Raw genomic sequence first — 26,225 nt, 5'->3', positions numbered from 1 at the left:
CAAGTGTCGCCACACTCTTTAAGAGGCGGGTTCGAAATCGTTAATATGGACTTGTCTTGATGCGGCCTTCCAAACGCCAGAACGACGAACTGCGCCCTGTCTCGCTGGAGCGGGGCGTGTCGCGCCACGCCGAGGGCTCGTGCCTCGTCAAGTTCGGCGACACCCATGTCCTTTGCACCGCGAGCCTCGAGGAGCGCGTGCCCGGCTGGTTGAAGAATTCCGGCAAGGGCTGGGTCACGGCCGAATACGGCATGCTGCCGCGCGCCACGGGCGAGCGCATGAAGCGCGAAGCCGCCAGCGGCAAGCAGAGCGGCCGCACGCAGGAAATCCAGCGCCTCGTGGCGCGCTCGCTGCGCGCGGTGGTGGACCTCGAAGCGCTGGGCGAGCGCATGATCACGGTGGATTGCGACGTGATCCAGGCCGATGGCGGCACGCGCACGGCCTCGATCACCGGCGCCTTCGTGGCTCTGTCGGACTGCCTCGCCTGGATGGAAACGCGCGGCATGGTCAAGCGCGACAAGGTTCTGAAGGACCATGTCGCCGCCATTTCCTGCGGTATCTACAAGGGCACGCCGGTTCTGGACCTCGACTACCCCGAGGATTCGGCCGCTGGCACCGACGCCAATTTCGTGCTCACCGGGCGCGGCGGCATCGTCGAGATTCAGGGCACGGCGGAGGGCGAGCCCTTCTCGCGCGACGAACTCGAGGCGCTGATGAAGCTCGCCGAAAAGGGCATCGGTGAGCTGGTGGCGCACCAGAAGTCCTGCCTCGAAGCTTAGAACTGAGGACGAAACCTCTGGGCGGAGGATGGTCGAGAGATTTTCGTTCGATCGCGAGGAGCGAAGCGCAGTCGATGCTAGGTCAGCATCGGCGAGCATTCGCGACGAAGAGAGCGACGGAAAAATCCGACCAGCCGATCCCACGAGGTTTTGGCCTTAGTTCCTAACAAAGCCTGAAGCCTCGGGTCAGCCTCGGGGCGCATAAACCTTGGGACTGGCGGCGCGCTCCGGCGCGCGCGCCTTCCCCGGAATGGACCCGACAGCGATGACGAACGCCTTCCCCCTCGATCCCGCCGGTGGTCCTCTCCTGATCGCCAGCCACAATGGCGGCAAGATCGCCGAGTTCCGCGAGCTTCTGGCCCCGCTCGGCTTCACCGTGGTCTCGGCCGCCGACAAGGCGCTGCCCGAGCCCGAGGAAACCGGCTCGACCTTCGAGGAGAACGCGGCGATCAAGGCTCTGGCGGCGGCGCGCGCCACCGGCCTTCTGGCGCTCAGCGACGATTCGGGTCTGGTGGTGGATGCGCTGGGCGGCGATCCCGGCATCTATTCGGCGCGCTGGGCCGGCCCCGAGAAAGACTTCACCATGGCCATGCGCCAGATCGAAGAGAAGCTCCAGGCCGCAGGCGCCACCGCGCCCGCGCAGCGCACGGGCCGCTTCGTCGCGGTTCTCTGCCTTGCTTCGCCTGAGGGCGAGACGAAGTTCTACCGCGGCGAGGTCGAAGGCACGATCGTCTGGCCGCCGCGGGGCGCGCTCGGCTTCGGCTACGATCCCTGCTTCCTGCCGGAGGGCGAGACGCGCACCTTCGGCGAGATGCCCTCGCAGGAAAAGCACGGCTGGGTGCCGGGGCAGGCCCACGCCCTGTCGCACCGCGCCCGCGCCTTCCAGCTCTTCGCGCGGGAGGCGCTGGGCGTCGCATGAACATGATGATGCCCCGCCCCCTGTCGCAGATCCGGCCCTATACGCCGCCCGCCGGCGAGCCGGGCTTCGGCGTCTATATCCATTGGCCTTTCTGCGCGGCCAAGTGCCCCTATTGCGACTTCAACAGCCATGTGCGCCACCAGCCGGTGGATCAGGCGCGCTTCGTGGAGGCCTTCCGCCGCGAGATCGCAAGCCAAGGCCGGCGCACGAAAGGCGAAACCGTCACCTCGATTTTCCTGGGCGGCGGCACGCCCTCGCTGATGGAGCCCGCGACCGTTTCGGCCATTCTGGAGGCCGTGGCCGCGCAATGGACCGTTGCCGACGAGGCCGAGATCACGCTGGAGGCCAACCCGACCTCGGTCGAGGCGGACCGCTTCCGGGGCTACCGCGCGGCGGGCGTCAACCGCGTGTCGCTCGGCGTGCAGGCGCTGAACGATGCGGACCTGAAGCGCCTCGGGCGGATGCATGACGTCGATCAGGCCATGGGCGCGATCCGTCTGGCGCGCGAGATCTTTCCGCGCCTGTCCTTCGACCTGATCTATGCCCGGCCGGGCCAGAGCGTGTCGGAATGGGAGCGCGAATTGTCGGAGGCCATTTCGCTGGCGGCCGACCATCTCTCGCTCTACCAGCTGACCATCGAGGAAGGCACGATCTTCCACGCCCTGCACAAGGCGGGCAAGCTCGTGGTGCCGGACGGCGAATTGTCGGCCGAGCTTTACGAGGCGACGCAGCAGCTGACGCTGTTCCACGGCCTGCCGGCCTACGAGATTTCCAACCACGCCGCGCCCGGCGCGGAGTCGCGCCACAATCTCACCTATTGGCGCTACGGCCTCTATGCCGGCATCGGCCCCGGTGCCCATGCCCGCCTGCCGGGCGAGGATGGCGCGCGCCATGCCGTGTCCAACGAGAAACATCCCGAAACCTGGCTCAAGATGGTCGAGGACTGGGATTCGGGGGAGGTCGAGGATGAAGCATTGGAGAGCTATCAGCAGGCCGACGAACTGATGCTCATGGGCCTGCGCCTCGTGGAAGGGATCGACCTCAAGCGCTGGCGCAAGCTGGCCGGGCGCGACATCGACCCAACCGTCGAAGCCGAACTGACCGGCCATGGCATGATCGAGCGCCTTGGCCCCGACCGGCTGCGCGCGACGCCCGCCGGCATGCTCGTGCTCGACGCCGTGGTGGCCGATCTCGCGTGAGAGCGCCGCTTGCCGTCAGGACGCGCGGCGCGGTGCCGCTTGGTGTCGCGGGCCTTCGGAGGATGATCCGCTGACCGGAGCCGCCCCGGCGCTGCTCATCTATGCCGGCGCGGCGCTGGCCGAGATCGCCGGCTGCTTCGCCTTCTGGGCCGTGTTGCGCTCGGGCCGCTCCGCCCTTTGGCTCGCGCCGGGCCTCGCCTGCCTCGTCCTTTTCGCCCTTCTCCTGACGCGGGTGGACGCGGCCTTTGCCGGCCGCGCCTATGCGGCCTATGGCGGGGTCTATATTCTTGCCTCGCTCGGCTGGCTCTGGGCGGCCGAAGGCGTGCGGCCCGACCGTTTCGACCTTCTCGGCGCCTTTCTGTGCTGTGCGGGCGCCTGCGTCATCCTTCTCGCGCCGCGAGGTGTTTCATGAACCCGTTCGACGATCCTTCCGAAGACGAGACACCCGAAGGCGATGAGGTCCCGTTTCAGGATTCCGGCGCAACCTATCTCGTGCGCGGGGCCACCCTGCGCGCGCCCAAGCCCGAGCCGGCCCTCTATCTCGTGGCGACGCCGATCGGAAACCTGTCCGACGTGACCTTGCGCGCGCTCGACATCATCGCCGGGGCGGATGTGCTCGCCTGCGAGGACACGCGCGTCACGCAAAAGCTTCTGGCGCGCTACGGCATCCGCCGGCGGCTCTTCGCCTATCACGAGCACAATGCCGCCGAATCCGGCCCCGCGCTTCTGGACGAGCTGGAGGCTGGCCGCTCCGTCGCGCTGGTGTCCGACGCCGGCACGCCGCTTGTCTCCGATCCCGGCTTCCGTTTGGGCGAAGAGGCCATCGCGCGCGGCCTGCCTGTCGTACCCATTCCGGGCGCATCCGCGCCGCTGGCGGCACTTTGCGCCTCGGGCCTGCCGTCCGACGCCTTCTTCTTTGCCGGCTTCCTGCCGGTGAAGGACGGGGCGCGCCTCGCCAAGCTCGAAACCCTGACGCGCGTGCCCGGCACCCTGATCTTCTTCGAAGCGCCGCACCGCATCGCGGAAAGTCTGGCCGCCATGGCGGAAGGTCTGGGCCCCCGCCCCGCCGCCGTCTGCCGCGAGTTGACCAAGGCCTATGAGACGATCTATCGCGGCACGCTGCCGGAGCTGGCCGAGCGCTTCGCGGCGATGGAGCGGGTGCGCGGCGAGATCGTCGTCTGCGTCGGCCCGCCGGCCGAAGAAGAAGCGGCGGCGAGCGGCGACGTGGACACGATCCTGCGTGGGCTGCTCGCCGAGATGAAGCCCGCCAAGGCCGCGCAGGAGGCGGTGAAGCTCACCGGCCTGCCCCGCCGCGAGCTATACCAGCGCGCGCTGGACCTGAAAGGCGGCGCGTGAAACGCGGGGGCGGCGAGACGGGAATTGACCGCAAGCGCGCCTTCTTCCGTAAGGGGCACCGGGCGGAATGGTTGGCGGCCTGGGCCTTGCGCCTCAAGGGCTACCGCATCCTCGCCACCCGCTATCGCACGCCATCGGGCGAGATCGACCTGATTGCGAAGCGCGGCGCGCTGGTCGCCATCGTGGAGGTGAAGGCGCGCCCGACGCTGCAAGCGGCCATGGACGCGGTGACGCCAGCCGCACAGACGCGCATCGAGCGCGCCGCCGACCTCTGGCTTTCGCGCCAGAAGCGCGCGGCGCATCTCTCCATCCGCTTCGACATCGTCGCCGTCCTGCCCCGCCGCTGGCCGGTGCATGTGACGGACGCCTGGCGCGGGCGGAACTGAACGAGCCCGCACGCCCCGAGACGCCGTCAGACGCCCGCGCCGACGCTTGCAGGCTTCTGCGCGGGATGTGCGGCCGGAGAATGCGTACTCTCCTGCGGCGGCCCCTTGGGCATGGGCGCGGCAAGGTCCGGCACCATCGCGGGCTTGGTCTTGCGGCCGTAGATGCGCTGCTCGATCGTCTCGGCGAGCCCGCGCGCCAGCGCCCGGTCCACGCGCGCCTTGTCCTGCGCCACCGAAATGACCGCGCCCGCGACGCCGTTCAGCATATATTGGTCGATCGCGATCACGTCGAAACGGGCAAGCTCCTGATCGGCCATATCGCGCAGAATGACGTTCGCGCCCAGCTTGTTGGAATCGCCTACGAGAAGCGACATGACCGGGTTCTTGTAGGCCAGAAGGACCAGCCGGACCTCGACCTTGGTCGCCTTGCCGTCCGACACGCCAAGAATCTGCGCCGGCACGGTCTGGCGCACCAGCGACAGGATATCGGTTTCCGCGCGGATCGTATCGGCGGCGCTGACGGACACATCCCGGATCGCGAGGGGGCCGGTGGTTTCCACCACGGGCTTGGCGCAACCGGAGAGAAGCGCGACGAGCATCAGCGCGGCAAGACATCTGGCAAACATGAAAAGGACTTTGCAATCGAGGGAAGGGCTCGCGTCTCACGCGTTCCACCTCCATCGCAACGGGTGAGGTAGACCTGCGCCATCACCAGTGCGTGAGACCACCGACATTCCACCGGCCCTGTTGCGCCGGTGCGACCCGATCACCAGCCCCGTGGACAGAACCGCCGTTCCCCTCTACCTCGGCAAGGACGGAACCGTTCGGGGAATACACCGCATGTCGCTCAAGGTCGCGGTCCAGATGGACCATGTGTCGGGCATCACCATCAAGGGCGATTCCACCTTCGCCCTCTGCCTCGAGGCCGAGCGGCGCGGGCACCAGCTCTTCCACTATACGCCGGACCGCCTCTCCTTGCGCGATGGCGTCGCCACGGCGCGGGTCGAGACGCTGAACCTCGTGGAAGAGCAGGGCAAGCATTTCACCCTCGGCGAGCCCCACAAGGTCGATCTCTCGACCATGGACGTGGTGCTCCTGCGCCAGGATCCGCCCTTCGACATGAACTACATCACCTCGACGCATATTCTGGAGCGCATCCATCCCAAGACGCTGGTGGTCAACGACCCCGCCTGGGTGCGCAACATGCCCGAGAAGATCTTCGTCACCGAATTCGCCGACCTGATGCCGGAGACGATCATCACCAAGGACCCGGCCGAGATCGCGGCCTTCCGCGCCGAGTTCGGCGAGATCGTGCTCAAGCCGCTTTACGGCAATGGCGGCGCGGGCGTCTTCCATCTCACCAAGGACGACCGCAACCTCTCCTCCTTCCTCGAGACCTTCGCGCTTCTGTTCCGCGAGCCCTTCATCGCGCAGCGCTACCTGAAAGACGTGCGCAAGGGCGACAAGCGCGTCATCCTGATCGACGGCGAGCCGGTGGGCGCGATCAACCGCGTGCCCTCCGAGACCGACGCGCGCTCCAACATGCATGTCGGCGGACGGGCCGAGCCGACCGAACTGACCCCGCGCGAGCGCGAAATCTGCGAGCGCATCGGCCCCAAGCTCAAGGAGCGCGGTCAGGTCTTCGTGGGCATCGACGTGATCGGCGATTATCTCACCGAGATCAACGTCACCTCGCCGACCGGCATCCGCGAGGTGAAGCGCTTCGGCGGGGCCGACATCGCGGCGCTCTTCTGGGATGCGGTCGAGGCCAAGCGCTGAAAGCCGGCGCGCGGGTGATGCAACCGCCCGCGCCCTCCCCGCATTGGGGCCGAGCCTGAACAGAGGCTGAACGCGCCGTTCGGACGCCGTTCGGCTTGTGGATGGTGAAATGCCTCATCGAACAGCGCCTCCTTTCCGGATGGTTTCATGACGAAAGCTCGTCTCTTCTCCCTGGTTCTGGCCGGCGCGGCGCTTCTGCCGGGTCTGGCCAGTGCCGCCACGGCCATCGCCACGGCCAATGTCAATTTGCGCGCCGGCCCCTCAACGGCCTATCCGCCCGTCAATGTCGTGCGCGGCGGCGAGGATGTGCGCGTCTACGGGTGCCTGGCCAACCGCGCCTGGTGCGATGTGGACTTCTACGGCCAGCGCGGCTGGATCTCCTCGCGCTATCTGGCTTACGTTCGGGGTGGGCAGCGCTACACCGGCCCGCGCGTCGTGCCCTATATCGGCGCGCCCGTCGTCACCTATTCCTTCGGCCGCTATTGGGACGACCATTACCGCGACCGCGACTTCTACCGCGACCGGCGCCGCTGGGACGGCATCTATGGCCCGCGCATCTTCGATCGCGGCCCGCCCCCGCCGCCGCCCCGCCGCTATGGCGGCTATTACGACGCGCCTCCGCCGCCCCCTCCCCCGCCGCCTCCGGGCTGGGACCGGCGCGACCGGTTCGAGCGGGACCGCGACCGCTTCGAAGGCCGCCGCGACCGCGAGCGCTTCGAGGACGGCCCGCCGCCTCCGCCACCGCCGCGCCACTGGGAAGAGCGCCGCGGTTGGGACGAAGATTATTGATGACAACGAGAGAGCGGCGCCGCGAGGCGCCGTTCTTTCGTTCAGCGGACGGCGACCGTGGCGAGACCCGCGCCGACCATGAGCCCACCGGCCGTTCGGTTGACGCGGCGCACCACGCGCGGCGAACGAAGGAGGCGCCGCGCCCGGCTGGCCAGCAGAACATGGCCGCCGATCACCAAGGCCTCCACCAGAAGAATGACCAGCGCGAACTGCCCCGCCTCGGCCCCTGTCAGGTTCGGGCCGACCACGTTGGGCAGGAGCGCGATATAGAAGAGCGGCATTTTCGGGTTGCCGAGATTGAGCGTCAGCCCCGTGAGATAATCCCGCAGAACACCGCGCCGGGGTGCGAGAACCGAAGCATCGGGAACGACGGCTGGCGAGCGCCAGAGACGAATGCCCATCCAGACCAGCCAAGCCGCGCCGGCATAGCGTAGCACGGTCATCGCGCCCGCCATTTCGCCCGCCAGCACCGACAGGCCCATGGCCGCCAGAAACAGGAAAACGAGAATGCCGCTCACCGTGCCCGCGCCATAGGCGAAGCCGGAGAGTGCGCCCTGATGCAGCGTCCGGGCGACGATCGTCACATTGTCCGGCCCAGGGCTCGCGGCGAAGACGAGAAAGGCCAAGGCGAACAATCCCAGCGTATGCGCATCCATGCCATGCCCTCGCACGCTCGTTAGACGGCGAAAGAATACGGGTTTTGCGGGCGTGCGAAAGAGGGGAGCGCGTTGTCCATCCTTGCCCACACGCCCCTTGCGAACTACCCTCGCCCTGAGAGCGAAAACGCGATTCGAGAGGCGGGGCGGGCATGGTATCGCGTGTGAGGACCGTGGCCTTCCAGGGCGTCGAGGCCGTGCCGGTCGATGTCCAGGTTCTCGTTGCGCCCGGCAAGGTCGGCATGAGCATCGTCGGCTTGGCCGACAAGGCCGTCACCGAAAGCCGCGAGCGGGTTCAGGCCGCGCTCCATGCCTCCGGCCTGTCGATGCCGCCCAAGCGCGTCACCGTCAATCTCGCACCCGCCGACCTGCCGAAGGAGGGCTCGCACTACGATCTCCCCATCGCGCTCGGCCTGATGGCTGCGCTCGGCGCCATTCCGGCCGATGTCTTGCAGCGCTTCATCGTCTTGGGCGAGCTTTCGCTCGACGGGCTGGTGACGCCGGTGAGCGGCGTTCTGCCCGCCGCCATGGCCGCCAATGCGCTGGGCCAAGGCCTGATCTGCCCCGAAGCCGGCGGCGCGGAAGCGGCCTGGGCCGACCCGGAAATGGAGATTCTCGCGCCTCGCTCGCTCATCCAGATCGCCAATCATTTTCGCGGCACGCAGCGCCTGTCGCGCCCCGAGCCGACGCTGGAAGACCCCGCCGCCCATCCGCTGCCCGACATCAGCGACATTAAGGGCCAGACGGTCCCCAAACGCGCGCTGGAGATCGCGGCGGCTGGAACTCATAACCTTTTGATGGTCGGGCCGCCGGGGTCGGGCAAATCCATGCTGGCGCAGCGCCTGCCCTCGCTTCTGCCGCCGCTCGGCCCCCGCGAGCTTCTGGACGTCTCGATGATCGCCTCCGTCGCGGGCGAACTCTCCGAGGGCCGTCTGTCCGCCCGCCGCCCGTTTCGCGCGCCGCACCATTCCGCCTCCATGGCCGCGATGGTCGGCGGGGGCCATCGCGCGCGGCCGGGCGAAGTGTCCATGGCCCATCACGGCGTCCTGTTTCTGGACGAACTGCCCGAATTCTCTCCCGCCGTGCTCGACTCGCTGCGCCAGCCCATCGAAACCGGTGAAAGCGTCATCGCGCGCGCCAATCACCGCGTCACCTACCCCGCCGCCTTTCAGCTCGTCGCCGCCATGAACCCCTGCCGCTGTGGCATGGCCGGCGAGCCGGGGCATCAATGCGCGCGCGGGCCGCGCTGCGTCACCGACTATCAGGCCCGCCTGTCCGGCCCGCTGCTCGACCGGATCGACCTGCGCGTCGATGTGCCCGCCGTCACCGCGCTCGACCTGATCCAGACCGGTGCCTCCGAAGACTCCGCCACCGTGCGCGCCCGCGTCGAGGCCGCCCGCGCGCTCCAGAGCCTGCGCTACGAAGCCCTCGGCCTGCCCGCCGGCACCACCAACGCCCGCTGCCCGGCCGACCGGCTGGAACAGGCCGCCGCGCCCGATGCGAGCGGTCTCAAGCTCCTGCGCGAGGCCGCCGAGCGCATGCGCCTCTCGGCGCGCGCCTACCACCGCGTCCTCAAGGTCGCCCGCACCATCGCGGACCTTGCGGGAGCCGAGACCATCGGCCGCCCGCATCTGGCCGAAGCCCTGTCCTATCGCAGCCTGCCGGAGCGCTTGCAGGCGGCGTGAGAGGGTGGCGGGGCTGCCGCCCCGTGCCCTGCCCGGGAAGGACTTCCCGGACCCTTCCTTTCTTTTGGAACCCTTTCCCTCACCGGGAGGGGCTGAAGCCCCTCCCGGTGAGGGACATGAAGGCGCCCAAACGAATGAGGGGTTCAGGGGAAATCATTTCCCCTGACGGGGTGCAGGGGCAGCGCCCCTGCCTCTCCCCTCACGCGCCGATCAGCCCCCGCGCGCCGGGCAGGTCGATCAGCCGCACCTGCGGGCGAGGGCCGATCTGGCTGATGATGTGGCCGGCGGCGAGCGCGCCCAGCGCCGCGCTGGTCTCGTGCGAGAGGCCGGCGGTGTAGCCGCGCAGGAAGCCGCTGGCGAAGAGATCGCCCGCGCCGGTGGTATCCACCAGCGTATCGACGGCGGTGGCGGGATAGGTCGTGGCCTCACCGTTCTCGACCACGACGCAGCCGTCCGGCCCGCGTGTGACGATGGCGAGACGCTTGGTATCCTGGCCGATGCGGTGGAGCGCTTCTTCGAGGACTTCGGTCTCGTAGAGGGCGAGCGCCTCGGCCTCGTTGGCGAAGACGATGTCGACCGCGCCGGAGCGCATGAGGTCGAGGAACTCGGCGCGGTAGCGATGGACGCAGAAGGAGTCCGACAGGGTCATGGCCATCTCGCGTCCATTGGCATGAGCAATCTTCGCGGCCTGGAGGATGGCATCCTTGGCGCGCGGCGGGTCCCAGAGATAGCCTTCGAAATAGGTGACGAGACTGTCGGCGACGACGGCCTCCTCAATGTCCTCGGGGCCGAGTTCGACGCAGGCGCCGAGATAGGTGTTCATGGAGCGCTCGCCATCGGGCGTGACGAGGATCATGCAGCGCGCGGTCGGCGGATCGCCGGCGAGCGGAGCGGTCTGGTAGTGGACGCCGAGGGACTGGATGTCATGGGCAAAGATCGCGCCGAGCTGGTCGTTCGAGACCTTGCCGAAATAGGCGCCGCGCCCGCCGAGCGAGACGAGGCCGGCGGCCGTGTTGGCCGCGCTGCCGCCCGACATTTCGATGGCCGGGCCCATGCGGTCGTAGATGGCGAGGGCACGGCTGGAATCCACCAGCGTCATCGCGCCCTTTTCGATCTCCGCCTCGCGCAGAAAGGCGTCGTCGGTGCGCGAGATGATGTCGACAATGGCATTGCCGATCGTCAGGAGGTCGAAACGGGACATGGGCGGGGATCTTCGCGAGATGGAACCGAGGAAGGGTCGAAGAGCGCCTTATCGCATTGCCGCGCGCCGCAGACCATCCCATCTTGAAGGCGAGCCCTGTGCCGGGCCGGCGGCGACGCCGCGCCGGCTCCTGTCGGACGAGACAGGGCGGACGAGACGGAGAGAGCCCTGTCCATGATCTTTCGTGCCGCTTATCTTGCGATCCGCGACGTGTTCTCGCCGCCCTTCCGCGCGGTGTTCTGGAAGAGCCTGGGGCTGACGGCCGTGGTGCTGGTGGCGCTCTGGTTCGCGGTGCGCTGGTTTTTCCAGACGGTGGCGATCCCCTTCTTCGCCGGCTTCACGCCCGACATGCCGGACTGGATGAACAATGCCGAGACCTTCGCCGGCTGGGCGGCGGGGCTGCTTCTGGCGGTGCTTCTGGCCTATCTGATCGCGCCGGTGAGCGCGGTGATCGCCGGCCTGTTCCTGGACGACGTGGCCGAGGTGGTGGAGCGCGACCAGTATCCGGGCATGCCGATCGGCCGCGCCATGCCGATCGGACGAAGCGTCGTCCTGTCGTTGAAGTTCTTCGGCGTGGTGATCCTCGGCAATCTCCTGGCCTTCGCGCTGCTTCTGGTGCCGGTGGTGAATTTCGGCGCGTTCTTCCTGGTGAACGGCTATCTCCTCGGGCGCGAATATTTCGAGTTCGCGGCGCTGCGCTATCGCTCGGAGGAGGAGGCGCGGGCGTTGCGCAACCGGCATGGAGCGACGATCTTCTTCGCCGGCCTCGTGCTGGCCGCCTTCCTGGCGGTGCCGATCCTCAACCTTTTGACGCCGCTCTTTGCGGCGGCGACCATGGTGCATCTGCACCAGCGCATTTCACAGCGGGAAACCTCGCCCGAGTTCACCCGCCTGGGCGCGTCGCGCCCGGCGGCAGGGGTTGCGGCCCGGGTGGAGCATCCGGCAGGGCAATGAGCGGGGCCGGCTGGTTGCACCATTTCTCGTCGGCCTGGCAGAGGTCGGCGATGATGCAGTGCTCGCAGTCGGGCTTTCGCGCCTTGCACACGAAGCGCCCATGCAGGATCAGCCAGTGATGGGCGTGGCGCAGGAAGCCCTCGGGGATGATCTTGAGGAAGCCCTCCTCCACCGCTTCGGGCGTCTTGCCCGGCGCGATCTTGAGGCGGTTGCCGATGCGCAGGATGTGCGTGTCCACCGCCAGCGTCTCTTCGCCGAAGGCCGTGTTCATGATGACATTGGCCGTCTTGCGCCCGACGCCGGGCAGCCTTTCCAGCGCCTCGCGCGAGCGCGGCACCTCGCCGCCATGCTCGTCGCGCAGCATTTCCGACAGGCGCTGAACGTTCTTGGCCTTGGTGCGGAAGAAGCCGATCGTCTTGATCGCCTCGCGGATCTCGTCCTCGCCCAGAGCCGCCATGGCTTGCGGAGTCGAGGCGCGGGCGAAGAGGCCGCGTGTCGCCCGGTTGACGCCGGCATCGGTCATCTGTGCCGACAGGACCACCGCGACCAGCAGCGTGAACGTGTTGACGTGCTCCAGTTCGGAGGTCGGATGCGGGCGCTGCACGGCGAAGCGCCGGAAGATTTCCGCGATGGCGTCGGGCGAATAGGGGATGGGCGGCTGCTTCTTCGACGTCTTCCGGCGCGTGGCCTTGGCGACCGCCTCGCACGCCGCCTTGGCGCGCGCGGGGGTCCTGGTCGATGTCACCTTGGGTTTGGCGGTGGAGGGCTTAGCTCTTCGCGCCTTGGCGGCCCGCTCTTTGGCGGCACGAGGCACGGGCCGGCCGGACGCCGCGCCGGCATCGTCCGGCTGTCCCTCGGCAGCGGCGCGCCCTGCTGTCGCAGCCGCTCTCGGCTTGCGCGCGGGAGCTTTCGGAGGAGCGTCGTTTTCTGCCATGCTCGGCCTTCGCAAGGATCGCCACGGGCCACGGCATTGGCCCGTCGAACAGGGCGTCATTGGAACGAATCCAGGCTGGGAGGCAAGAGCCGCGCATGGTGACCGATCTTCGTGACGCCTCGTCCGCGCCCGACGCGGACGCCCCGCTCTTCCAAGCGCTGCTGACGCCCTATCGCTCGCTTGGGCGGCGCGGCTTCCATGTCACCATGGCGCTGTTCGGGGGCGCGAGCCTCGTCTCGGGCCTCGCCTTCGTCGCGAACGGCGCTTGGCCTATCGTCGGCTTTTTCGGGCTCGACGTGCTGCTGCTCTGGTGGGCGCTGCGCGCGTCCTTCCACTCCGCCAGAGCGCGGGAGGAAGTGTCGGTCTCGCGCACGGATCTCTCCATTCGCAAGATTTCACCGCGCGGGGCGGTGCGGGAGGCCCATTACAATCCGGGCTGGACGCGTTTTCTCGTGCGCCGCCATCCCGAATTCGGCGTCACGCAGATGAGCGTCCATGGCGAAGGGCGGGCGACGGAGATCGGCGGTTTCCTGAACCCGGAGGATCGCGAAAGCTTCGCCAAGGCGTTCGGCCGCGCGCTGGCGGAGGCCAAGCGGGGCTAAAGGCGTGCGCTAATCCCGCCGCTCGCCCGGCGCGTCGTCATCGTCGCCGAGGTCGAACTCCAGGGTCTCGCTGAGCGCCAGAATCCGGTTCGCCATGGAGAGAAAATCGTCGCGGATGCGCTGGTGCAGCAGGGCGGCGATCTCGGGATATTCCTGCAACATGCGCCGAAAGAGCGGGCGCGAAATGCGGATGAAGTCGCAATCGGTCGCCGTCACGGCAGAGGACGGGCGGCGCGTGTCGGCCATGAGGGCCATTTCGCCAAGCAAGGTGCCACGGCCCACCGTCATGGCGATATGGCGGGCCTCGCCCTCGCCTTCCACCAGATGCACCTCGCCCGAGGCGACCACGAAGCCGGCATCGGCGCGCGCTTCGGCACGGAAGAGGATTTCGCCCGCGCGCAACACACGGTGCTCGGCCCCGAAGGCCAGAAGACGGAGCTGATCGCGCGAGAGCTCCTGAAACAGGGGCACTTCGCTCAGAACCTCCATGTCGCTTTCGAGGCTCATGCCACGCCGTTCGCTTCTCCTGTGCCGCCCGGCATCGCGGGCGGGACCATGGGGCGGCCCGAGCGGCGGATCGAACGATCCGCCAAGGCCATCTCCGACATCGCAAGATTTCGCCTTATGCGAAAGCCCCTGCGGCCCCGGCGCGCTCGCACAGGCGTCGAAGCGGAGCATGGCGTTCCCCGAAGGCCACAGATCGCATGCCCGCGCTCAGACACCTCGTAGGGTGCGGCGGGCGGCGAACCGAGGCTTTTCGTCAGGGCATCAGCTTGTATCCGCCGGACTCCGTGACGATCAGCCGGGCATTGGATGGCTCGGGCTCGATCTTCTGGCGCAGGCGATAGACATGGGTTTCGAGCGTGTGGGTGGTGACGCCCGAATTGTAGCCCCAGACCTCTTCCAGCAGCACGTCGCGCGTCACGACGCGGCGATCGGCCCGGTAGAGATAGCGGATGATCGCGGTTTCCTTTTCGGTCAGCCGGATCTTGCCGCCCTTGTCGTCCACCAGAACCTTCTGGCTCGGCTTGAACACATAGGGGCCGACCTGGAAGGTCGCGTCCTCGGACTGCTCGTGCTGACGAAGCTGGGCGCGGATGCGCGCCAGAAGCACGGCGAAGCGGAAGGGCTTGGTCACATAGTCGTTGGCGCCCGCCTCAAGGCCCAGGATCGTGTCGGCATCGGCGTCCTGACCCGTCAGGATGATGATGGGCGCCTTGAAGCCGGACTTTCTGAGAACACGCACGGCCTCGCGCCCGTCCATGTCGGGCAGGCCCACGTCCATGATGACAAGATCGGTCAAACCGCCGCGCGCGGCATTGATGCCCTTCGTGGCGTTGTTCTCCTGCGAGACGAGGAATTCCTCATGCAGGGAGAGCTGATCGACCAAGGTCGTGCGCAGATCGTCGTCATCGTCCACGATCAGAATGCTGCGTGCGCTCATGAAGGGGTCCTGTGCAGATGACGATAGAGTGGGATTGGCATATTTTACGAGGTTCCGTTTGAAACAATTTGTGAGCACGATGCGACGATTTCCAGACCAGAGAGTCGAAAAGGCCGGAAAAACGTCGATCCTTCTGGTTCGCCCCTCCCCGCTCGACCCGCGCCAGGGGCTTTTGCAGATGGGGCCGCTGCGGCTGCGCTGCGCGCTCGGCAAGGGCCGCATTTCCACGCGCAAGCGGGAGGGCGACGGCGCGACGCCGCTCGCCTCCATGCGGCTTCTCTCTGCCTACTGCCGGCCCGGCGGGCGCGGCGGCCCGCGCTTCGCCCTGCCGACGCGCCTGACGCGGGCGAGCGACGGCTGGTGCGACGAGGCACGCCACGGGCGCTATAATTGCCCGGTCCGCCTGCCCTTTCCGAAAAGCGCCGAGCGCATGATGCGGGGCGACCGACTCTATGACGGCGTGGTGGTGCTCGACTGGAACGTGACGCGCCGCGCGAGGGGCCTCGGCAGCGCGATCTTTCTGCATGTCGCCCGGCCCGGCTACGCGCCGACGGAAGGCTGCGTCGCCCTTTCGCGCGGGGATCTCGACCGCTTGGCTCCCCATCTCCATCGCGGGATGCGCCTCGTCGTTCGACGCTGACGATCGGAACCCTTCGCTCGGCTCACGATTTCTTTCCTCTTGGACGCATTCCGCAGAGGTCAGGTCATGGAACGCAGCGAACAGCAAAGCTTGCCGGTGGTCGAGCCCTATGATTCGCCGACCGGCGGCTGGGGCTCGGTCAAATCGTTGGCCGAAAAGAGCATCGCGGAAGGGCTCGCCGTTTCCACGATCTGGAACACGCTGTTCAAGCAGAACAAGCCCGACGGCTTTGCCTGCGTGTCCTGCTCCTGGGCCAAGCCGGCCGACAGCCACGCCTTCGAATTCTGCGAGAACGGCGCCAAGGCGACGATCTGGGAGCAGACCAAGAAACGCACCGACCGCGACTTCTTCTCGCGCCACCGCGTCACCGAGCTTCTGGACTGGACCGACCACGATCTCGAAAAGCACGGCCGCCTGACGACGCCGATGCGCTACGACGCCTCGCTCGACCAATATGTGCCCGTCACTTGGGACAGCGCCTTTCGTGAGATCGGGGCGGAGCTGAACAGGCTCGACCCCAAATCGGTGATCTTCTACGCCTCGGGCCGCGCCTCGCTCGAAACGAGCTACATGTACCAGCTCTTCGCGCGCATCTACGGCTCGGCCAACCTGCCCGACTCCTCCAACATGTGCCATGAATCGACCTCGGTCGGCCTGCCGCTATCGATCGGCTCGCCGGTCGGCACGATCCAGCACGAGGATTTCGCCAAGACGGACATGATGTTCTTCTTCGGCCACAACACCGGCACCAACGCCCCGCGCCTTCTCCATCCGCTTCAGGAAGCGCGCAAGCGCGGCGTGCCGGTCTATACGTTCAATCCGGTCGAGGAGCGCGGTCTCATGCGCTTCAAGAACCCTCAGGCCCCCGAGGAGATGCTCTCTCCCGACGAGGGCACCAAGATGTCGACCGAATATTTCCAGCTGCGCTGCGGCGGCGACATCGCGGCGATGACCGGCATCGCCAAGGCCGTTCTGGCGCTGGACGATGCGGCCAAGGAAGCGGGAGCCCCCCGCGTTCTCGACGTCGCGTTCATCGCCGAGCACGGCCATGGGTTCGAGGAGTTCGAAGCCTATCTGCGCGCCGCCGACTGGGCCGAGATCGAGCGCTGCTCGGGCCTGAAGCGCGAGGACCTGGAAGAGGTCGGCCGCGTCTATGCCCGCTCCAACGCCGTGATCGCCCATTACGGCATGGGCCTGACGCAGCACCGGCACGGCGTGCAGAACGTGCAGATGCTGGTGAACCTCCTCCTGATGCGCGGCAATATCGGCAAGCCCGGTGCTGGCATCTCGCCCATTCGCGGCCATTCCAACGTGCAGGGCCAGCGCACGGTCGGCATCACCGAAAAGCCCGAACTCGCCCCGCTCGACAAGTTCGCGGCGTTCTACGGTTTCGAGCCGCCGCGCGAAAAGGGCAAGGCGACGGTGGAAGCCTGCGAGGGGATCATCGACGGCTCGGTAAAAGCCTTTATCGGCCTCGGCGGCAATTTCTCGCGCGCCGTGCCGGAAACCGAACTGATCGAAAAGGCGTGGCGCAAGATGCGCCTGCACGTTCAGATTTCGACCAAGCTGAACCGCAACCATCTTCTGCCGGGCGAGGTCACCTATATTCTGCCCTGCCTCGGCCGCATCGAGCGCGACCGTCAGGAGACCGGCGACCAGACGGTCTCAGTGGAGGATTCCACCGCCTGCATCCACGGCTCCAAGGGCTGGCGCCCGCCGGCCTCGCCGGAGCTTCTGTCGGAGCCCAAGATCGTGGCGGAACTCGCCAAGGCGACGGTGCCGGGCCGCTCCACCATTCCATGGGACGAGTGGGTTGCGGACTATTCTCGCATCCGCGACGAGATCGAGCGCGCCTATCCCGACGACTTCAAGGACTTCAACCAGCGCTTCCTCCAGCCGGGCGGCTTCCACCGCGACCTGCCGGCCTGCAAGCGCATCTGGAAGACCAAGACGGGCAAGGCGAATTTCCTCGTGCCGGAGGGCTTCGACACGGACCCCGATATCGATGTCAACGGCCCCGACGTGTTCAAGCTGATGACGCTGCGCTCCAACGACCAGTTCAACACCACTGTCTACGGCTATGATGATCGCCTGCGTGGCATTTCGGGCTCGCGCATGGTGCTCCTGATGAACAAGGACGACATGGCGCGTCTCGGCCTGCGCGATCAGGACCTCGTCGATGTCGAGACCCATGCCGATGATGGCGTGGAGCGCCGCGTGCAGGGCCTGCGCGTCCATTCCTTCAAGCTGCCGAAGGGCGATGTCGGCGGCTATTATCCAGAGCTGAACAAGCTCATCCCGCTCTGGCACCACGAGAAGACGGCGCATGTGCCGGCGGCGAAATCCGTGCCGATCCGCATCCAGCGTAGCGCAGCCTCGGCGGCTGCGGCTTAAACGATCGAAGCCATGGGGCGCACCCGGCGTCCCATGGCTCCCTCTCCCTCAGCCGTCCAGCGTCACGAGAATGGGCACGTGGTCGGACGGCCGGTCCCAGCCCCGCGCCTCGCGCAACACGCGCACGTCCCGCACCATCGCCGGCAATCCATCCGAGCCCCAGACATGGTCGAGGCGGCGGCCCTTGTCGGCCCCGTCCCAATCCTTGGCGCGGTAGCTCCACCATGTGTAGAGCTTCTGCGGCAGGGGGATGTGATGGCGCACGAGATCGCGCCAATTGCCCTCGTTCAGGATACGGATCAGCCCTTCCGTCTCGATCGGCGTGTGCGAGACGACCTTGAGAAGCTGCTTGTGGCTCCAGACGTCTTCCTCATAGGGCGCAATGTTGAGGTCGCCGACGAGAATGGAGGCAACGCCCGGCTCGGCGTCGGCGCGCATCAGGCGCATCTCTTCCAGGAAGTCGAGCTTGTGGCGGAACTTCGGATTGATCTCCGGGTCCGGCTCGTCGCCGCCGGCCGGAACGTAGAGATTGTGGATGCGCAAGGGTCCGCCCAGCGCCTCGATGCGCACCGAGAGATGACGCGCGTCGCCGATCGCGCAGAAATCCTGCCGCAGGATATCGTGGAAGGGCAGGCGCGAGATCGTCGCGACGCCGTGATAGCCCTTCTGCCCGTGCAGCGCGATATGCTCGTAGCCCAGCGCGCGGAACGCCTCTTCGGGGAAAAGCTCGTTCGGGCACTTGGTTTCCTGCAGGCACAGGACATCCGGCCCTTGCTGGCGCAGGAACTCCTCCACGATCGGCAGGCGCAGGCGCACCGAATTGATGTTCCATGTGGCGACGGTGAAGGACATGGCAGGCTTTCGCGTTCGGCAGGGTCGGCTGTTGCGTAAGCGAAGAGACCGCGGCCCGCAAGGCAACGGAACGGCGCTCCCACGCGTTGACGCGGCTGGACAGGCCGGCGTGTCGCCGGTCGAATTCCGGGGGGAGCGGCATTGATGTTCGAAGGGTTCGAGACGCGCGAGATTGACTGCGGCGACGCCACGCTCTTCTGCCGCATCAAGGGCTCGGGCGAACCGCTGCTCCTGCTCCACGGCTATCCGCAGACGGGCGCGATGTGGGCCCCGATCGCCGAACAACTGGCCGAGCGCTTCCTCGTCGTGGTGGCGGATCTGCGCGGCTATGGCCGCTCCAGCGCGCCCGAATCCACCGGCGGCGAGGCCTATTCCAAGCGCCGGATGGCTGATGACATGGTGGCGCTGATGGCGGCCCTCGGGCACGAGCGCTTTCATTTGGCCGGCCATGACCGGGGCGCGCGCGTCGCCTATCGCCTCGCCTTCGACCATCCGGAGAAGGTCATGCGTCTGGCGCTTCTCGACATCATTCCAACGCTCGAGATGTGGGAGCGCGTCGATGCCGCGGGCATGATCTCGGCCTATCACTGGGCCTTTCTCGCCCAGCCCAATCCCTTGCCCGAACGACTCATCGCGAGCGACCCTGTCTTCTATCTCGACCACACGCTGGCGAGCTGGACCAAGGCGAAATCCACCGCCCCCTTCGCCTCCGAGGCGCTGGCGGAATATCGCAAGAGCTTCTCGCGCCCGACCGCCATCCATGGCGCCTGCGAGGACTACCGCGCCGGGGCGACGATCGACCCCGCCGCCGACGAGGAGGACCGCAAGGCCGGCCGTCGTCTTGCCTGCCAGACCCTCATCCTCTGGGGTACGGATGGCACGCCGGCCAAGAAGGGCGATCCGCTGACTATCTGGCGGGATTGGGCCGACGATGTGGAGGGCCAGGCGATCGACGCCGGCCATTTCCTCGTGGAGGAAGCGCCCGAGGAGACGCTGGCGGCGCTGATCCGGTTCTTCGGCGCCTGATCCCCTTCCCGCCCGTTCGAAGCGAAATCGCTTGCGAATCTCATAAGTCGATGCTTATGTATCGCCATGATCGAAGACGACATCTTCAAAGCCCTCGCCGACCCGACCCGCCGCGCGATCTTCGAGAAGCTGGCGGAGGGGCGCAGGAATGCCAGCGCCCTGCGCGAGGGCATGGGGATCAGCCAGCCCGCCATGTCGCAGCATCTCTCGGTGCTGCGCGGGGCGGGTCTGGTGCGCGAGGAGCGGGAGGGCCGTTTCGTGCAGTACGAGGTGGACCCGGCGGGGCTGCAATGCGTGGCGTCCTGGCTCGCGAAATACCGCGCCTTCTGGCCGGCGCGCGTCGATGATCTGAAAGCGCTTCTGAAGGAGATGGATCAATGAGCGACAGGCCGGACGATGTGACGCTGGATCTCGTCGATGATCTGGATCTCGTCTACGATCTGGACGCGCCGCCGCAGAAGGTCTGGCGGGCGCTCAGCATTCCTGCCTTTCGCGAGCGCTGGCTGCCTGACGTCACGCAGCCCGAGCCGGACGCCGGCTCCGTCATCCCCGGTCAGGAACTGCGCTATTGCCTTCGCGAGGACGGATCGCCTTGCGAGACCAGCGCCGTCACCTTCCGCATCAGCTTGAACGAGGCTGGCGGCACCCGCCTTCGCATCATCCACGAACGCCTCGGCGCGGGCTCTCGCATGATGGCCGCCAACGCCAACCGGGCAGTGCGCGCCCGCGCGGCTTAGTGTTTGTTTGGAAACGCGGCCGGTTCGCCCATGCGACCGCCAGACCACACCGCTTCGGCGTCTCAGGACCGAACGAGTCTCATCACGAGGAGCGTCTGGATCACGCCTGAAAACATCTCCTCATTCTCCTCGCGAAGGACGGTGAAGCCCAAAGCCTCATAGAAAGCCTGTGCGCTGAGACTCGTCTTCAGAACCCTGACCTCGATCACCCGCGCGCTGTTCCGTTCGGCGATGGCGCGCGCCGGCAAACGCCGTCCGACACCGGACCGTTGATAGGCCGGTAGAACATACATGCCCCAGAGGTAGGCGACGCCTCGCACCTCCCGCCCGATCACCGCGCCGATCAACTGGCCACTTCGCGAGAACGCGCCGAACGCTTGGCCATCCGCCGGCACCATTCCGCCGACGGATGGGCCGGAGAGTTGCGCCACCATGTCCGATACGACCGATGACCCCAGACGATCCTCATAGGTGGCTCGCCATGTGACCGCATAGAGTTCGCGCAATTGTTCGAAATGCCCCCTCTTCGATCGGCGAGAGGATGATCTCCTCCGCGTCCGCGAGGGTTTCGTTCCGTTGCGATGCCATCCGAAAACCGTCCCCACAATCCGAACCCAAGGAATTCGCCATGCGCGAAGCGATGCAACTCGTCCCTATGGTGGTCGAGCAATCCAACCGGGGCGAGCGCGCCTTCGATATTTTCTCGCGGCTTCTGCGCGAGCGCGTGATCTTTATCAATGGCGAGGTGAACGATCAGGTCTCGGCCCTCGTCTGCGCGCAGCTTCTGCTGCTGGAGGCGGAGAACCCCAAGAAGCCCATTCACCTCTACATCAACTCACCCGGCGGCGTGGTGACGAGCGGTCTGGCCATGTACGACACGATGCAGTTCATCCAGGCGCCGGTTCATACGCTCTGCATGGGCACGGCGCGCTCCATGGGCTCGTTCCTGCTGATGGCGGGCGAAGCGGGGGAGCGCTGCGCTCTGCCCAATGCCAGCATCCACGTCCACCAGCCGCTCGGCGGCTTTCAGGGGCAGGCGTCCGACATATTGATCCATGCCGAGGAAACGCGGAAGGTGAAGCACCGCATGACCCGGCTCTACGCCGAGCATTGCGGGCGGACCTATGAGGAGGTGGAGCGCAAGCTGGACCGGGACTGTTTCATGTCGGCCGAAGAAGCGCTGGAATGGGGCCTGATCGACCGCATCCTGCACCGCCGCCCGCTGGCGCTGGCGGCCGGGGCGCTCTGACGCTTCCCTACCAGATGCGCCCATAGCCTGCGCCAGGCACGACGCCGCCGACATAGAACGGATCGTCCCGCAGCCGGGCGCGCCGGTCGGCCTCGCGCGACAGGTCGATGCGCTGGAGGCAGGCGGCAAACGCGTCCGTGCCGCGCCGAAAGCCATAATCGGCGCAGCGCGCCTCGTCGCGCCCCCGCAGCGCTTCGGGCGAGACGCTGGTGCAACTCGTCAGAGCCAGGATGGGCAGAAGAAACCAGACCGGACGCAGGGCCATGATTCCTCCTAGACGCGATTTGTCCCGAGGCGGCTCGCCGCCGCCCTCGGCCCCCTCTCCGCTTAGCGCTTGCCGCCGGTCTGGCCCGTCGCGATCTGAGAATAGGGAATCGCGAACAGGTCGTTGTTCACCGATATGCCGTCCTCGACATTGTAGACCATGACGGTCGTGTCCTTGCCCTGCGCGTCGCGGATCGTCCATTGGCGCAGGTCGTAGGTGTTGGGGTCGAACATCATGGTGATGCGCGAATTGCCGAAGATCGACTTGTCGCCCATCACGATCGTGGTGAGGTCCGGCCCTTCCTTCACGCTCTGGATATTGGCCGAGGAGAGGTCGATGCGCTGGTCGAGCAGGAGCTTCAGCGGCGTCTTGGACAAGGGATAGAGGTCCCAGGTGTTGAGCTTGCGATTGTTGACCGCGACCTGGGAGCCGTCAGAGATCACGCGCACGGGCGAGCCGGAATAGTCGAAGCGGATCTTGCCGGGCCGCTCCATGTAGAACGTGCCCTCGGTCTGGTTGCCGGCCGCGTCGAACTGGACGAACTGCCCCTTCATAGAGCGCACGCCCGAGAAATGATCGGCCACGCGCTGCGCCGTCGCGGCCGCCCCCGCCGCCTGCGCCATGGCCGGCCCGGCGGTCAAGGCGGGCGCGAGACCCGCGCCCATCAGCAGCGTGACGGTGAGTCCGGCCTTGGCGATCCGGGTGAAGTTGGTCGTCATGTCCGTTTCTTTCCCTTGGCAGCGCGCCGGGGCCGCCCGGCTCCCGCGCGCTTCGCGTCTCGTGTTCCTTCGCGCCCGGTCTAGCGCATCGCTCTGGCGGCAATGCGGCATCGGCCTTTCCTGCGCCTGATATGCGAGATGGCGCGTCGCGGCACGGATGCCAAGCCTGGATAAGGCCGAGAGGGGTTAGGGATGTTGAATAGGCCGCTCAATGCGTCATGCGGAGACGGGATTGGGTGGAATGGTGGCCTGATCGGGTTAGAAGTACCCTTCGGGAAGCTGCATACCGCAACTTTTCCGATACTGGCTCAAAGCCCAGCCGCTTGTAGAGTCGGAGGGCGATTTGGTTTTGCGATGACACGCTCAGGCCCGCCGAACTGGCTGCTCGACCCATTGAGCCACGCAAGCTGCAAACGACCAACGCTCTACCGATACCGCGGCCTTGGAACTTGGGATCGACGGCAAGAGACTCCAACCATACCGAGTGAGGGTCAGGATCGACGATTGCGTGGCCGACGGTCCGACCGAACAGCAACGCACTCCAGAGCTGCATGCCTTCGAGCTTAGCCAGCATGTCATCCGCAGTGTGCCGCGTGAAGCTGACATCCTCACGGAACGCGGCGTTATGGATCTCTGCCAAGCGCCATGCCAGTATTGACGGCTCCTCCACTCGTGCGACCAGGGTTTCGCCGACCGGATCCGAACTCGGATCGAACGATGGGCAATGCATCCGATACTCTGACTCGATGATCGAGAAGCCCTTGGTTTCCGCGAAGGCACGGCCAGCAGACCAACTCGTTTGGGTATGGCCGTGGAGCGATACCGTCTCATCGCTATCCTGCTCCAAAACCGAACCCAGCAATTGGGTGCCGACACCACGACGGCGGAAGGCAGGATCGACGATCAGCTTGATATATCGGACCAAGCGACTGCCCTGATCGCGAAGGGCCGATTCCGCCAAGCCGATGAGATCAGTTCCAACCAGTGCTACCCGGAAATCACGTCCATTCACGGAGCGGGAGCGGCCGACAAACCCTTGCCACTGGGCTGGGGTGATAGGACCAATGCCGTTCTCCACCCTCGAAGCCATGTCGTAGAGACGGACGACGCCGTCCGTGTCCGTGTCCAGCAAGGGGCGGATAAGGAGGTTCGTGGTCATTCATGTCCTGCAGAAGAGCACACCAGCCATAGGCAGAGCGTTTCTGTATGTCTTGAATTGGGCCATATCACAGCTCGATTCCTGAACTACATATTTCAGCGCTTCAAGGTCTCCTTTGGCTCTAAATACGACGACGGGCGCGATCGCTCGCGCCCGCCTGATCATCTCCCATCGAAGCACGTGCCTTTAGCCGGCGCGCGCCTCGCCTGCCCTCAGGCGTTGTCCGTCGGCACCAGAATCTCGCGCTTGCCGGCATGGTTGGCGGGGCCGACGATGCCTTCGCGTTCCATGCGCTCGATGATCGAGGCGGCGCGGTTGTAGCCGATCTGGAGGCGGCGCTGGACGTAGGAGGTGGAGGCCTTGCCGTCGCGCAGCACGATCGCCACCGCCTGATCGTAGAGATCGGCGCTTTCTTCCATGCCGGCCGTGGAACCGCCGGCGGCGGCCGCCGGGGCCTCCTCGTCCTCGTCCTCCAGAATGGCGTCGAGATATTCCGGCACGCCTTGCGTCTTCAGGTGTTTCACGATCTCCTCCACCTCGTCGTCGCCGACAAAGGGGCCGTGGACGCGCTGGATGCGACCGCCGCCGGCCATGAAGAGCATGTCGCCCATGCCGAGCAGCTGCTCGGCGCCCTGCTCCTGCAGGATGGTGCGCGAGTCGATCTTGGACGTCACCTGGAAGGAGATGCGGGTCGGGAAGTTGGCCTTGATCGTGCCGGTGATGACGTCGACCGAAGGACGCTGCGTCGCCATGATGACGTGGATGCCGGCGGCGCGGGCCATCTGCGCGAGGCGCTGGACCGTGCCTTCGATGTCCTTGCCGGCCACCATCATCAGGTCGGCCATCTCGTCGATGATCACGACGATATAGGGCAGCGGCTGGAGGTCGAACTCCTCCGACTCGAAGATCGGCTCGCCGGTCTCGCGGTCGAAGCCGGTCTGCACCGTGCGCGAGATCGACTCGCCGCGCTCGATCGCGGAGGCGACGCGGGCGTTGAAGCCGTCGATATTGCGAACGCCCACCTTGGACATCTTGCGGTAGCGGTCCTCCATCTCGCGGACCGTCCATTTCAGCGCCACCACGGCCTTCTTCGGATCGGTGACGACGGGGGCGAGAAGATGCGGGATGCCGTCATAGATCGAGAGTTCGAGCATCTTCGGGTCGATCATGATCATGCGGCATTCGGCCGGGCTCATCCGGTAGAGCAGCGACAGGATCATCGTGTTGATCGACACCGACTTGCCCGAGCCGGTGGTGCCGGCGACCAGCAGATGCGGCATCTTGGCGAGATCGGCGATGACGGCCTCGCCGCCGATCGTCTTGCCGAGCGCCAGCGGCAGCTTGGCCTTGGAGCCGGCGAACGTGTCCGAGCCGATCATTTCGCGGAAATAGACGGTCTCGCGGCGCTGGTTCGGCAGCTCGATGCCGATGGCGTTCTTGCCGGGGATGACGGCGACGCGCGCGGCGATGGCCGACATGGAGCGGGCGATGTCGTCGGCGAGGCCGATGACGCGGCTCGACTTGATGCCGGGCGCGGGCTCCAGCTCATAGAGCGTCACGACCGGGCCGGGGCGCACTTCGATGATCTCGCCCTTCACGCCGAAATCATCGAGCACGCCTTCGAGCAGCCGCGCGTTCTCCTGCAGGATTTCGGGCGTCAGCGAATTGTCGCGGTTGCGCGGCTTGGGCGGAGCCAGAAGCTCGATCGGCGGCAGGATGAACTCCTCGTTGAGATCGGGATGGCCGAACTCGGCAAGGCGCGCGCGAGAGGACTGGTGCGCGTGCATGTCCATGGAAGGCTGCATCTGGACGCGAACCGGTCGCGGGTCGGCGGCCATGGCGCCGCGCGCGGCGACACCGGCCTGCGGGGCGGGACGCGGGGCGACGGGCGCGGGGCGCGCGGGCTCCGGCTCGGGGCGCTGTGCGCGCTTCAGGCCGGGAAAGGCCACGATATTGTTGGCGATGAAACCGCGCCAGCCGCCCTGCTCCTCGGGCTCGGGCTCGCGGCGCATCTCGGCCTCGACGCCATAGGGCTCGTCGTGGAAGCGGTCCTCGTCCTCTTCTTCGGCGGCGATGCGCTCTTCCAGGGTCGGGCGCGATTCGTCACCGAGATGAGCATGGGTTTCCAGCTCGAACGGCGCGTCCTCGAATTCGTCCTCTTCGTAGCGCTCCGTCTCGAAGCGCGGCTCGTGATGCGCCTCGTCATGGGCGCTCTCGTGATAGTCCTGCGCGGGGTCGTAGTCGCCCTCCGTGTCCGGGGCCGGCAGGCCGAGTTCGGCCGCGCGGGCCGCCTCCGCCGCCGCCAGCAGCGCCGCTTCGCGCTGGGCCATCTTGTAGGAGCCGTTCCAGTCGGAGCGGCCGTGGCGCACCGTGGCCTTGCTCGTGTCCACCGTGCGGCGCGCCGGCATCTCGGGCGCGGCGACGCTCGGGGCCGGAGCGCGGGCAGCAGGAGCGGGAGCCGGCGCTTGCGGGCGAGCAGGCGCGGCCGCGCGGGGCTGTGC

At 66.8% G+C, this 26,225-nt stretch carries 29 protein-coding genes; 17 read left to right on the top strand and 12 right to left on the bottom strand.

All coding sequences use genetic code 11. The features are described 5' to 3' along the window. The first annotated feature begins 59 nt into the window (after positions 1-59). The 6 genes from rph (at position 60) to AUL36_RS20130 (ending at position 4,639) form a co-directional block, all read left to right on the top strand. Positions 60-779: a ribonuclease PH gene (gene rph / locus AUL36_RS20155; protein WP_058601149.1), complete on the top strand. Its 720-nt coding sequence runs from the start codon at positions 60-62 to the stop codon at positions 777-779. A gap of 265 nt (positions 780-1,044) precedes the next feature. Beyond that, positions 1,045-1,698: an RdgB/HAM1 family non-canonical purine NTP pyrophosphatase gene (gene rdgB, locus AUL36_RS20150; RefSeq protein WP_058636784.1), complete on the top strand. Its 654-nt coding sequence runs from the start codon at positions 1,045-1,047 to the stop codon at positions 1,696-1,698. Then, positions 1,695-2,897 carry a radical SAM family heme chaperone HemW gene (hemW, locus tag AUL36_RS20145; protein WP_062223665.1) on the top strand — a complete coding sequence of 401 codons (1,203 nt, stop codon included), beginning with the start codon at positions 1,695-1,697 and terminating at the stop codon, positions 2,895-2,897. The genes rdgB and hemW overlap by 4 nt, the downstream gene beginning before the upstream one ends. A 91-nt stretch (positions 2,898-2,988) precedes the next feature. Then, entirely contained in the window at positions 2,989-3,309 is a 321-nt protein-coding gene (locus AUL36_RS20140) for a YnfA family protein (protein ID WP_062223751.1), read from the top strand. Next, positions 3,306-4,253 carry a 16S rRNA (cytidine(1402)-2'-O)-methyltransferase gene (gene rsmI / locus AUL36_RS20135; protein ID WP_082655969.1) on the top strand — a complete coding sequence of 316 codons (948 nt, stop codon included), beginning with the start codon at positions 3,306-3,308 and terminating at the stop codon, positions 4,251-4,253. The genes AUL36_RS20140 and rsmI overlap by 4 nt, the downstream gene beginning before the upstream one ends. Beyond that, the gene (locus AUL36_RS20130) at positions 4,250-4,639 is read left to right on the top strand and encodes a YraN family protein (protein WP_062223663.1); all 390 of its coding nucleotides are present in this window, start codon (positions 4,250-4,252) and stop codon (positions 4,637-4,639) included. The genes rsmI and AUL36_RS20130 overlap by 4 nt, the downstream gene beginning before the upstream one ends. Before the next feature lie 26 nt (positions 4,640-4,665). Here AUL36_RS20130 and AUL36_RS20125 read toward each other — a convergent pair whose 3' ends face one another. Continuing rightward, positions 4,666-5,265 carry a hypothetical protein gene (locus tag AUL36_RS20125; protein ID WP_062236163.1) on the bottom strand — a complete coding sequence of 200 codons (600 nt, stop codon included), beginning with the start codon at positions 5,263-5,265 and terminating at the stop codon, positions 4,666-4,668. A 214-nt stretch (positions 5,266-5,479) separates the two neighbouring features. Here AUL36_RS20125 and gshB point away from each other — a divergent pair, with 214 nt between their 5' ends. Both gshB and AUL36_RS20115 read left to right on the top strand, forming a co-directional pair. Next, positions 5,480-6,418, top strand: coding sequence for a glutathione synthase (gene gshB, locus AUL36_RS20120; RefSeq protein ID WP_058636788.1), 939 nt, complete (start codon positions 5,480-5,482; stop codon positions 6,416-6,418). Positions 6,419-6,565: 147 nt separating this feature from the next. After that, positions 6,566-7,207, top strand: a complete 642-nt coding sequence (locus tag AUL36_RS20115) for an SH3 domain-containing protein (protein ID WP_062223659.1) — start codon at positions 6,566-6,568, stop codon at positions 7,205-7,207. 41 nt (positions 7,208-7,248) lie between these two features. Here AUL36_RS20115 and AUL36_RS20110 read toward each other — a convergent pair whose 3' ends face one another. After that, entirely contained in the window at positions 7,249-7,863 is a 615-nt protein-coding gene (locus AUL36_RS20110) for a LysE family translocator (RefSeq protein ID WP_062223657.1), read from the bottom strand. Between the two features lie 152 nt (positions 7,864-8,015). On the opposite strand from AUL36_RS20110, the gene AUL36_RS20105 reads away from it, so the two are divergent. Further along, positions 8,016-9,548 carry a YifB family Mg chelatase-like AAA ATPase gene (locus AUL36_RS20105; RefSeq protein ID WP_062223655.1) on the top strand — a complete coding sequence of 511 codons (1,533 nt, stop codon included), beginning with the start codon at positions 8,016-8,018 and terminating at the stop codon, positions 9,546-9,548. Between the two features lie 199 nt (positions 9,549-9,747). Here the strand turns inward: AUL36_RS20105 and AUL36_RS20100 are convergent, their stop codons facing one another. Further along, positions 9,748-10,749: an adenosine kinase gene (locus AUL36_RS20100; RefSeq protein ID WP_062223653.1), complete on the bottom strand. Its 1,002-nt coding sequence runs from the start codon at positions 10,747-10,749 to the stop codon at positions 9,748-9,750. Positions 10,750-10,923: 174 nt separating this feature from the next. On the opposite strand from AUL36_RS20100, the gene AUL36_RS20095 reads away from it, so the two are divergent. Next, the gene (locus AUL36_RS20095; protein ID WP_062223651.1) at positions 10,924-11,703 is read left to right on the top strand and encodes a sulfate transporter family protein; all 780 of its coding nucleotides are present in this window, start codon (positions 10,924-10,926) and stop codon (positions 11,701-11,703) included. On the opposite strand, the gene nth is transcribed toward AUL36_RS20095, so the two are convergent. Further along, complete coding sequence (gene nth, locus AUL36_RS20090) at positions 11,633-12,355, bottom strand: endonuclease III (protein ID WP_244497184.1); 723 nt, start codon at positions 12,353-12,355, stop codon at positions 11,633-11,635. The genes AUL36_RS20095 and nth overlap by 71 nt on opposite strands. A 377-nt stretch (positions 12,356-12,732) precedes the next feature. Between nth and AUL36_RS20085 the strand changes: the two genes are divergently transcribed. Further along, positions 12,733-13,239, top strand: a complete 507-nt coding sequence (locus AUL36_RS20085) for a DUF2244 domain-containing protein (RefSeq protein WP_058636805.1) — start codon at positions 12,733-12,735, stop codon at positions 13,237-13,239. 9 nt (positions 13,240-13,248) lie between these two features. Here the strand turns inward: AUL36_RS20085 and AUL36_RS20080 are convergent, their stop codons facing one another. Both AUL36_RS20080 and AUL36_RS20075 read right to left on the bottom strand, forming a co-directional pair. Continuing rightward, positions 13,249-13,746: a cyclic nucleotide-binding domain-containing protein gene (locus AUL36_RS20080; RefSeq protein WP_062223647.1), complete on the bottom strand. Its 498-nt coding sequence runs from the start codon at positions 13,744-13,746 to the stop codon at positions 13,249-13,251. Positions 13,747-13,999: 253 nt separating this feature from the next. Further along, complete coding sequence (locus AUL36_RS20075) at positions 14,000-14,683, bottom strand: response regulator transcription factor (protein ID WP_058636803.1); 684 nt, start codon at positions 14,681-14,683, stop codon at positions 14,000-14,002. 79 nt (positions 14,684-14,762) lie between these two features. On the opposite strand from AUL36_RS20075, the gene AUL36_RS20070 reads away from it, so the two are divergent. Together AUL36_RS20070 and AUL36_RS20065 are read left to right on the top strand one after the other, a co-directional pair. Then, a complete protein-coding gene (locus AUL36_RS20070) occupies positions 14,763-15,323 on the top strand; it encodes a L,D-transpeptidase family protein (RefSeq protein ID WP_062223645.1) in 561 nt (186 codons plus the stop codon). Positions 15,324-15,389: 66 nt separating this feature from the next. Continuing rightward, positions 15,390-17,717, top strand: coding sequence for an FdhF/YdeP family oxidoreductase (locus AUL36_RS20065; protein ID WP_062223643.1), 2,328 nt, complete (start codon positions 15,390-15,392; stop codon positions 17,715-17,717). Positions 17,718-17,765: 48 nt separating this feature from the next. Here AUL36_RS20065 and AUL36_RS20060 read toward each other — a convergent pair whose 3' ends face one another. Beyond that, complete coding sequence (locus AUL36_RS20060) at positions 17,766-18,569, bottom strand: exodeoxyribonuclease III (RefSeq protein WP_058636800.1); 804 nt, start codon at positions 18,567-18,569, stop codon at positions 17,766-17,768. Positions 18,570-18,713: 144 nt separating this feature from the next. Between AUL36_RS20060 and AUL36_RS20055 the strand changes: the two genes are divergently transcribed. The 3 genes from AUL36_RS20055 to AUL36_RS20045 all read left to right on the top strand — a co-directional run bounded on the left by AUL36_RS20055 (position 18,714) and on the right by AUL36_RS20045 (position 20,332). Further along, positions 18,714-19,595 carry an alpha/beta fold hydrolase gene (locus AUL36_RS20055; protein WP_062223641.1) on the top strand — a complete coding sequence of 294 codons (882 nt, stop codon included), beginning with the start codon at positions 18,714-18,716 and terminating at the stop codon, positions 19,593-19,595. Between the two features lie 66 nt (positions 19,596-19,661). Then, positions 19,662-19,976: an ArsR/SmtB family transcription factor gene (locus tag AUL36_RS20050; RefSeq protein WP_058601590.1), complete on the top strand. Its 315-nt coding sequence runs from the start codon at positions 19,662-19,664 to the stop codon at positions 19,974-19,976. Continuing rightward, complete coding sequence (locus AUL36_RS20045) at positions 19,973-20,332, top strand: SRPBCC family protein (RefSeq protein WP_062223639.1); 360 nt, start codon at positions 19,973-19,975, stop codon at positions 20,330-20,332. Before AUL36_RS20050 ends, AUL36_RS20045 begins: the two co-directional genes overlap by 4 nt. 62 nt (positions 20,333-20,394) lie before the next feature. On the opposite strand, the gene AUL36_RS20040 is transcribed toward AUL36_RS20045, so the two are convergent. Then, positions 20,395-20,838 (bottom strand): GNAT family N-acetyltransferase, encoded by a 444-nt coding sequence (locus AUL36_RS20040; protein ID WP_062223637.1) that lies wholly within the window; start codon positions 20,836-20,838, stop codon positions 20,395-20,397. Positions 20,839-20,960: 122 nt separating this feature from the next. Here AUL36_RS20040 and AUL36_RS20035 point away from each other — a divergent pair, with 122 nt between their 5' ends. Next, positions 20,961-21,581 carry an ATP-dependent Clp protease proteolytic subunit gene (locus tag AUL36_RS20035; protein WP_062223635.1) on the top strand — a complete coding sequence of 207 codons (621 nt, stop codon included), beginning with the start codon at positions 20,961-20,963 and terminating at the stop codon, positions 21,579-21,581. Positions 21,582-21,588: 7 nt separating this feature from the next. Here AUL36_RS20035 and AUL36_RS20030 read toward each other — a convergent pair whose 3' ends face one another. From AUL36_RS20030 to AUL36_RS20015, 4 genes are all read right to left on the bottom strand, one after another. Then, entirely contained in the window at positions 21,589-21,846 is a 258-nt protein-coding gene (locus tag AUL36_RS20030) for a hypothetical protein (protein ID WP_062223633.1), read from the bottom strand. 62 nt (positions 21,847-21,908) lie between these two features. Then, the gene (locus AUL36_RS20025) at positions 21,909-22,565 is read right to left on the bottom strand and encodes an outer-membrane lipoprotein carrier protein LolA (RefSeq protein ID WP_062223632.1); all 657 of its coding nucleotides are present in this window, start codon (positions 22,563-22,565) and stop codon (positions 21,909-21,911) included. A gap of 208 nt (positions 22,566-22,773) precedes the next feature. Continuing rightward, a complete protein-coding gene (locus AUL36_RS20020; protein WP_062223630.1) occupies positions 22,774-23,724 on the bottom strand; it encodes a GNAT family N-acetyltransferase in 951 nt (316 codons plus the stop codon). A gap of 212 nt (positions 23,725-23,936) precedes the next feature. Continuing rightward, positions 23,937-26,225: DNA translocase FtsK (locus tag AUL36_RS20015; protein WP_062223749.1), on the bottom strand; the 2,289-nt coding region annotated here is incomplete at its 5' end.

Source organism: Aureimonas sp. D3 (assembly GCF_001463805.1).
GTDB classification, from domain to species: domain Bacteria; phylum Pseudomonadota; class Alphaproteobacteria; order Rhizobiales; family Rhizobiaceae; genus Aureimonas; species Aureimonas ureilytica_A.
This window is presented reverse-complemented; position numbering and strand designations above follow the sequence as displayed.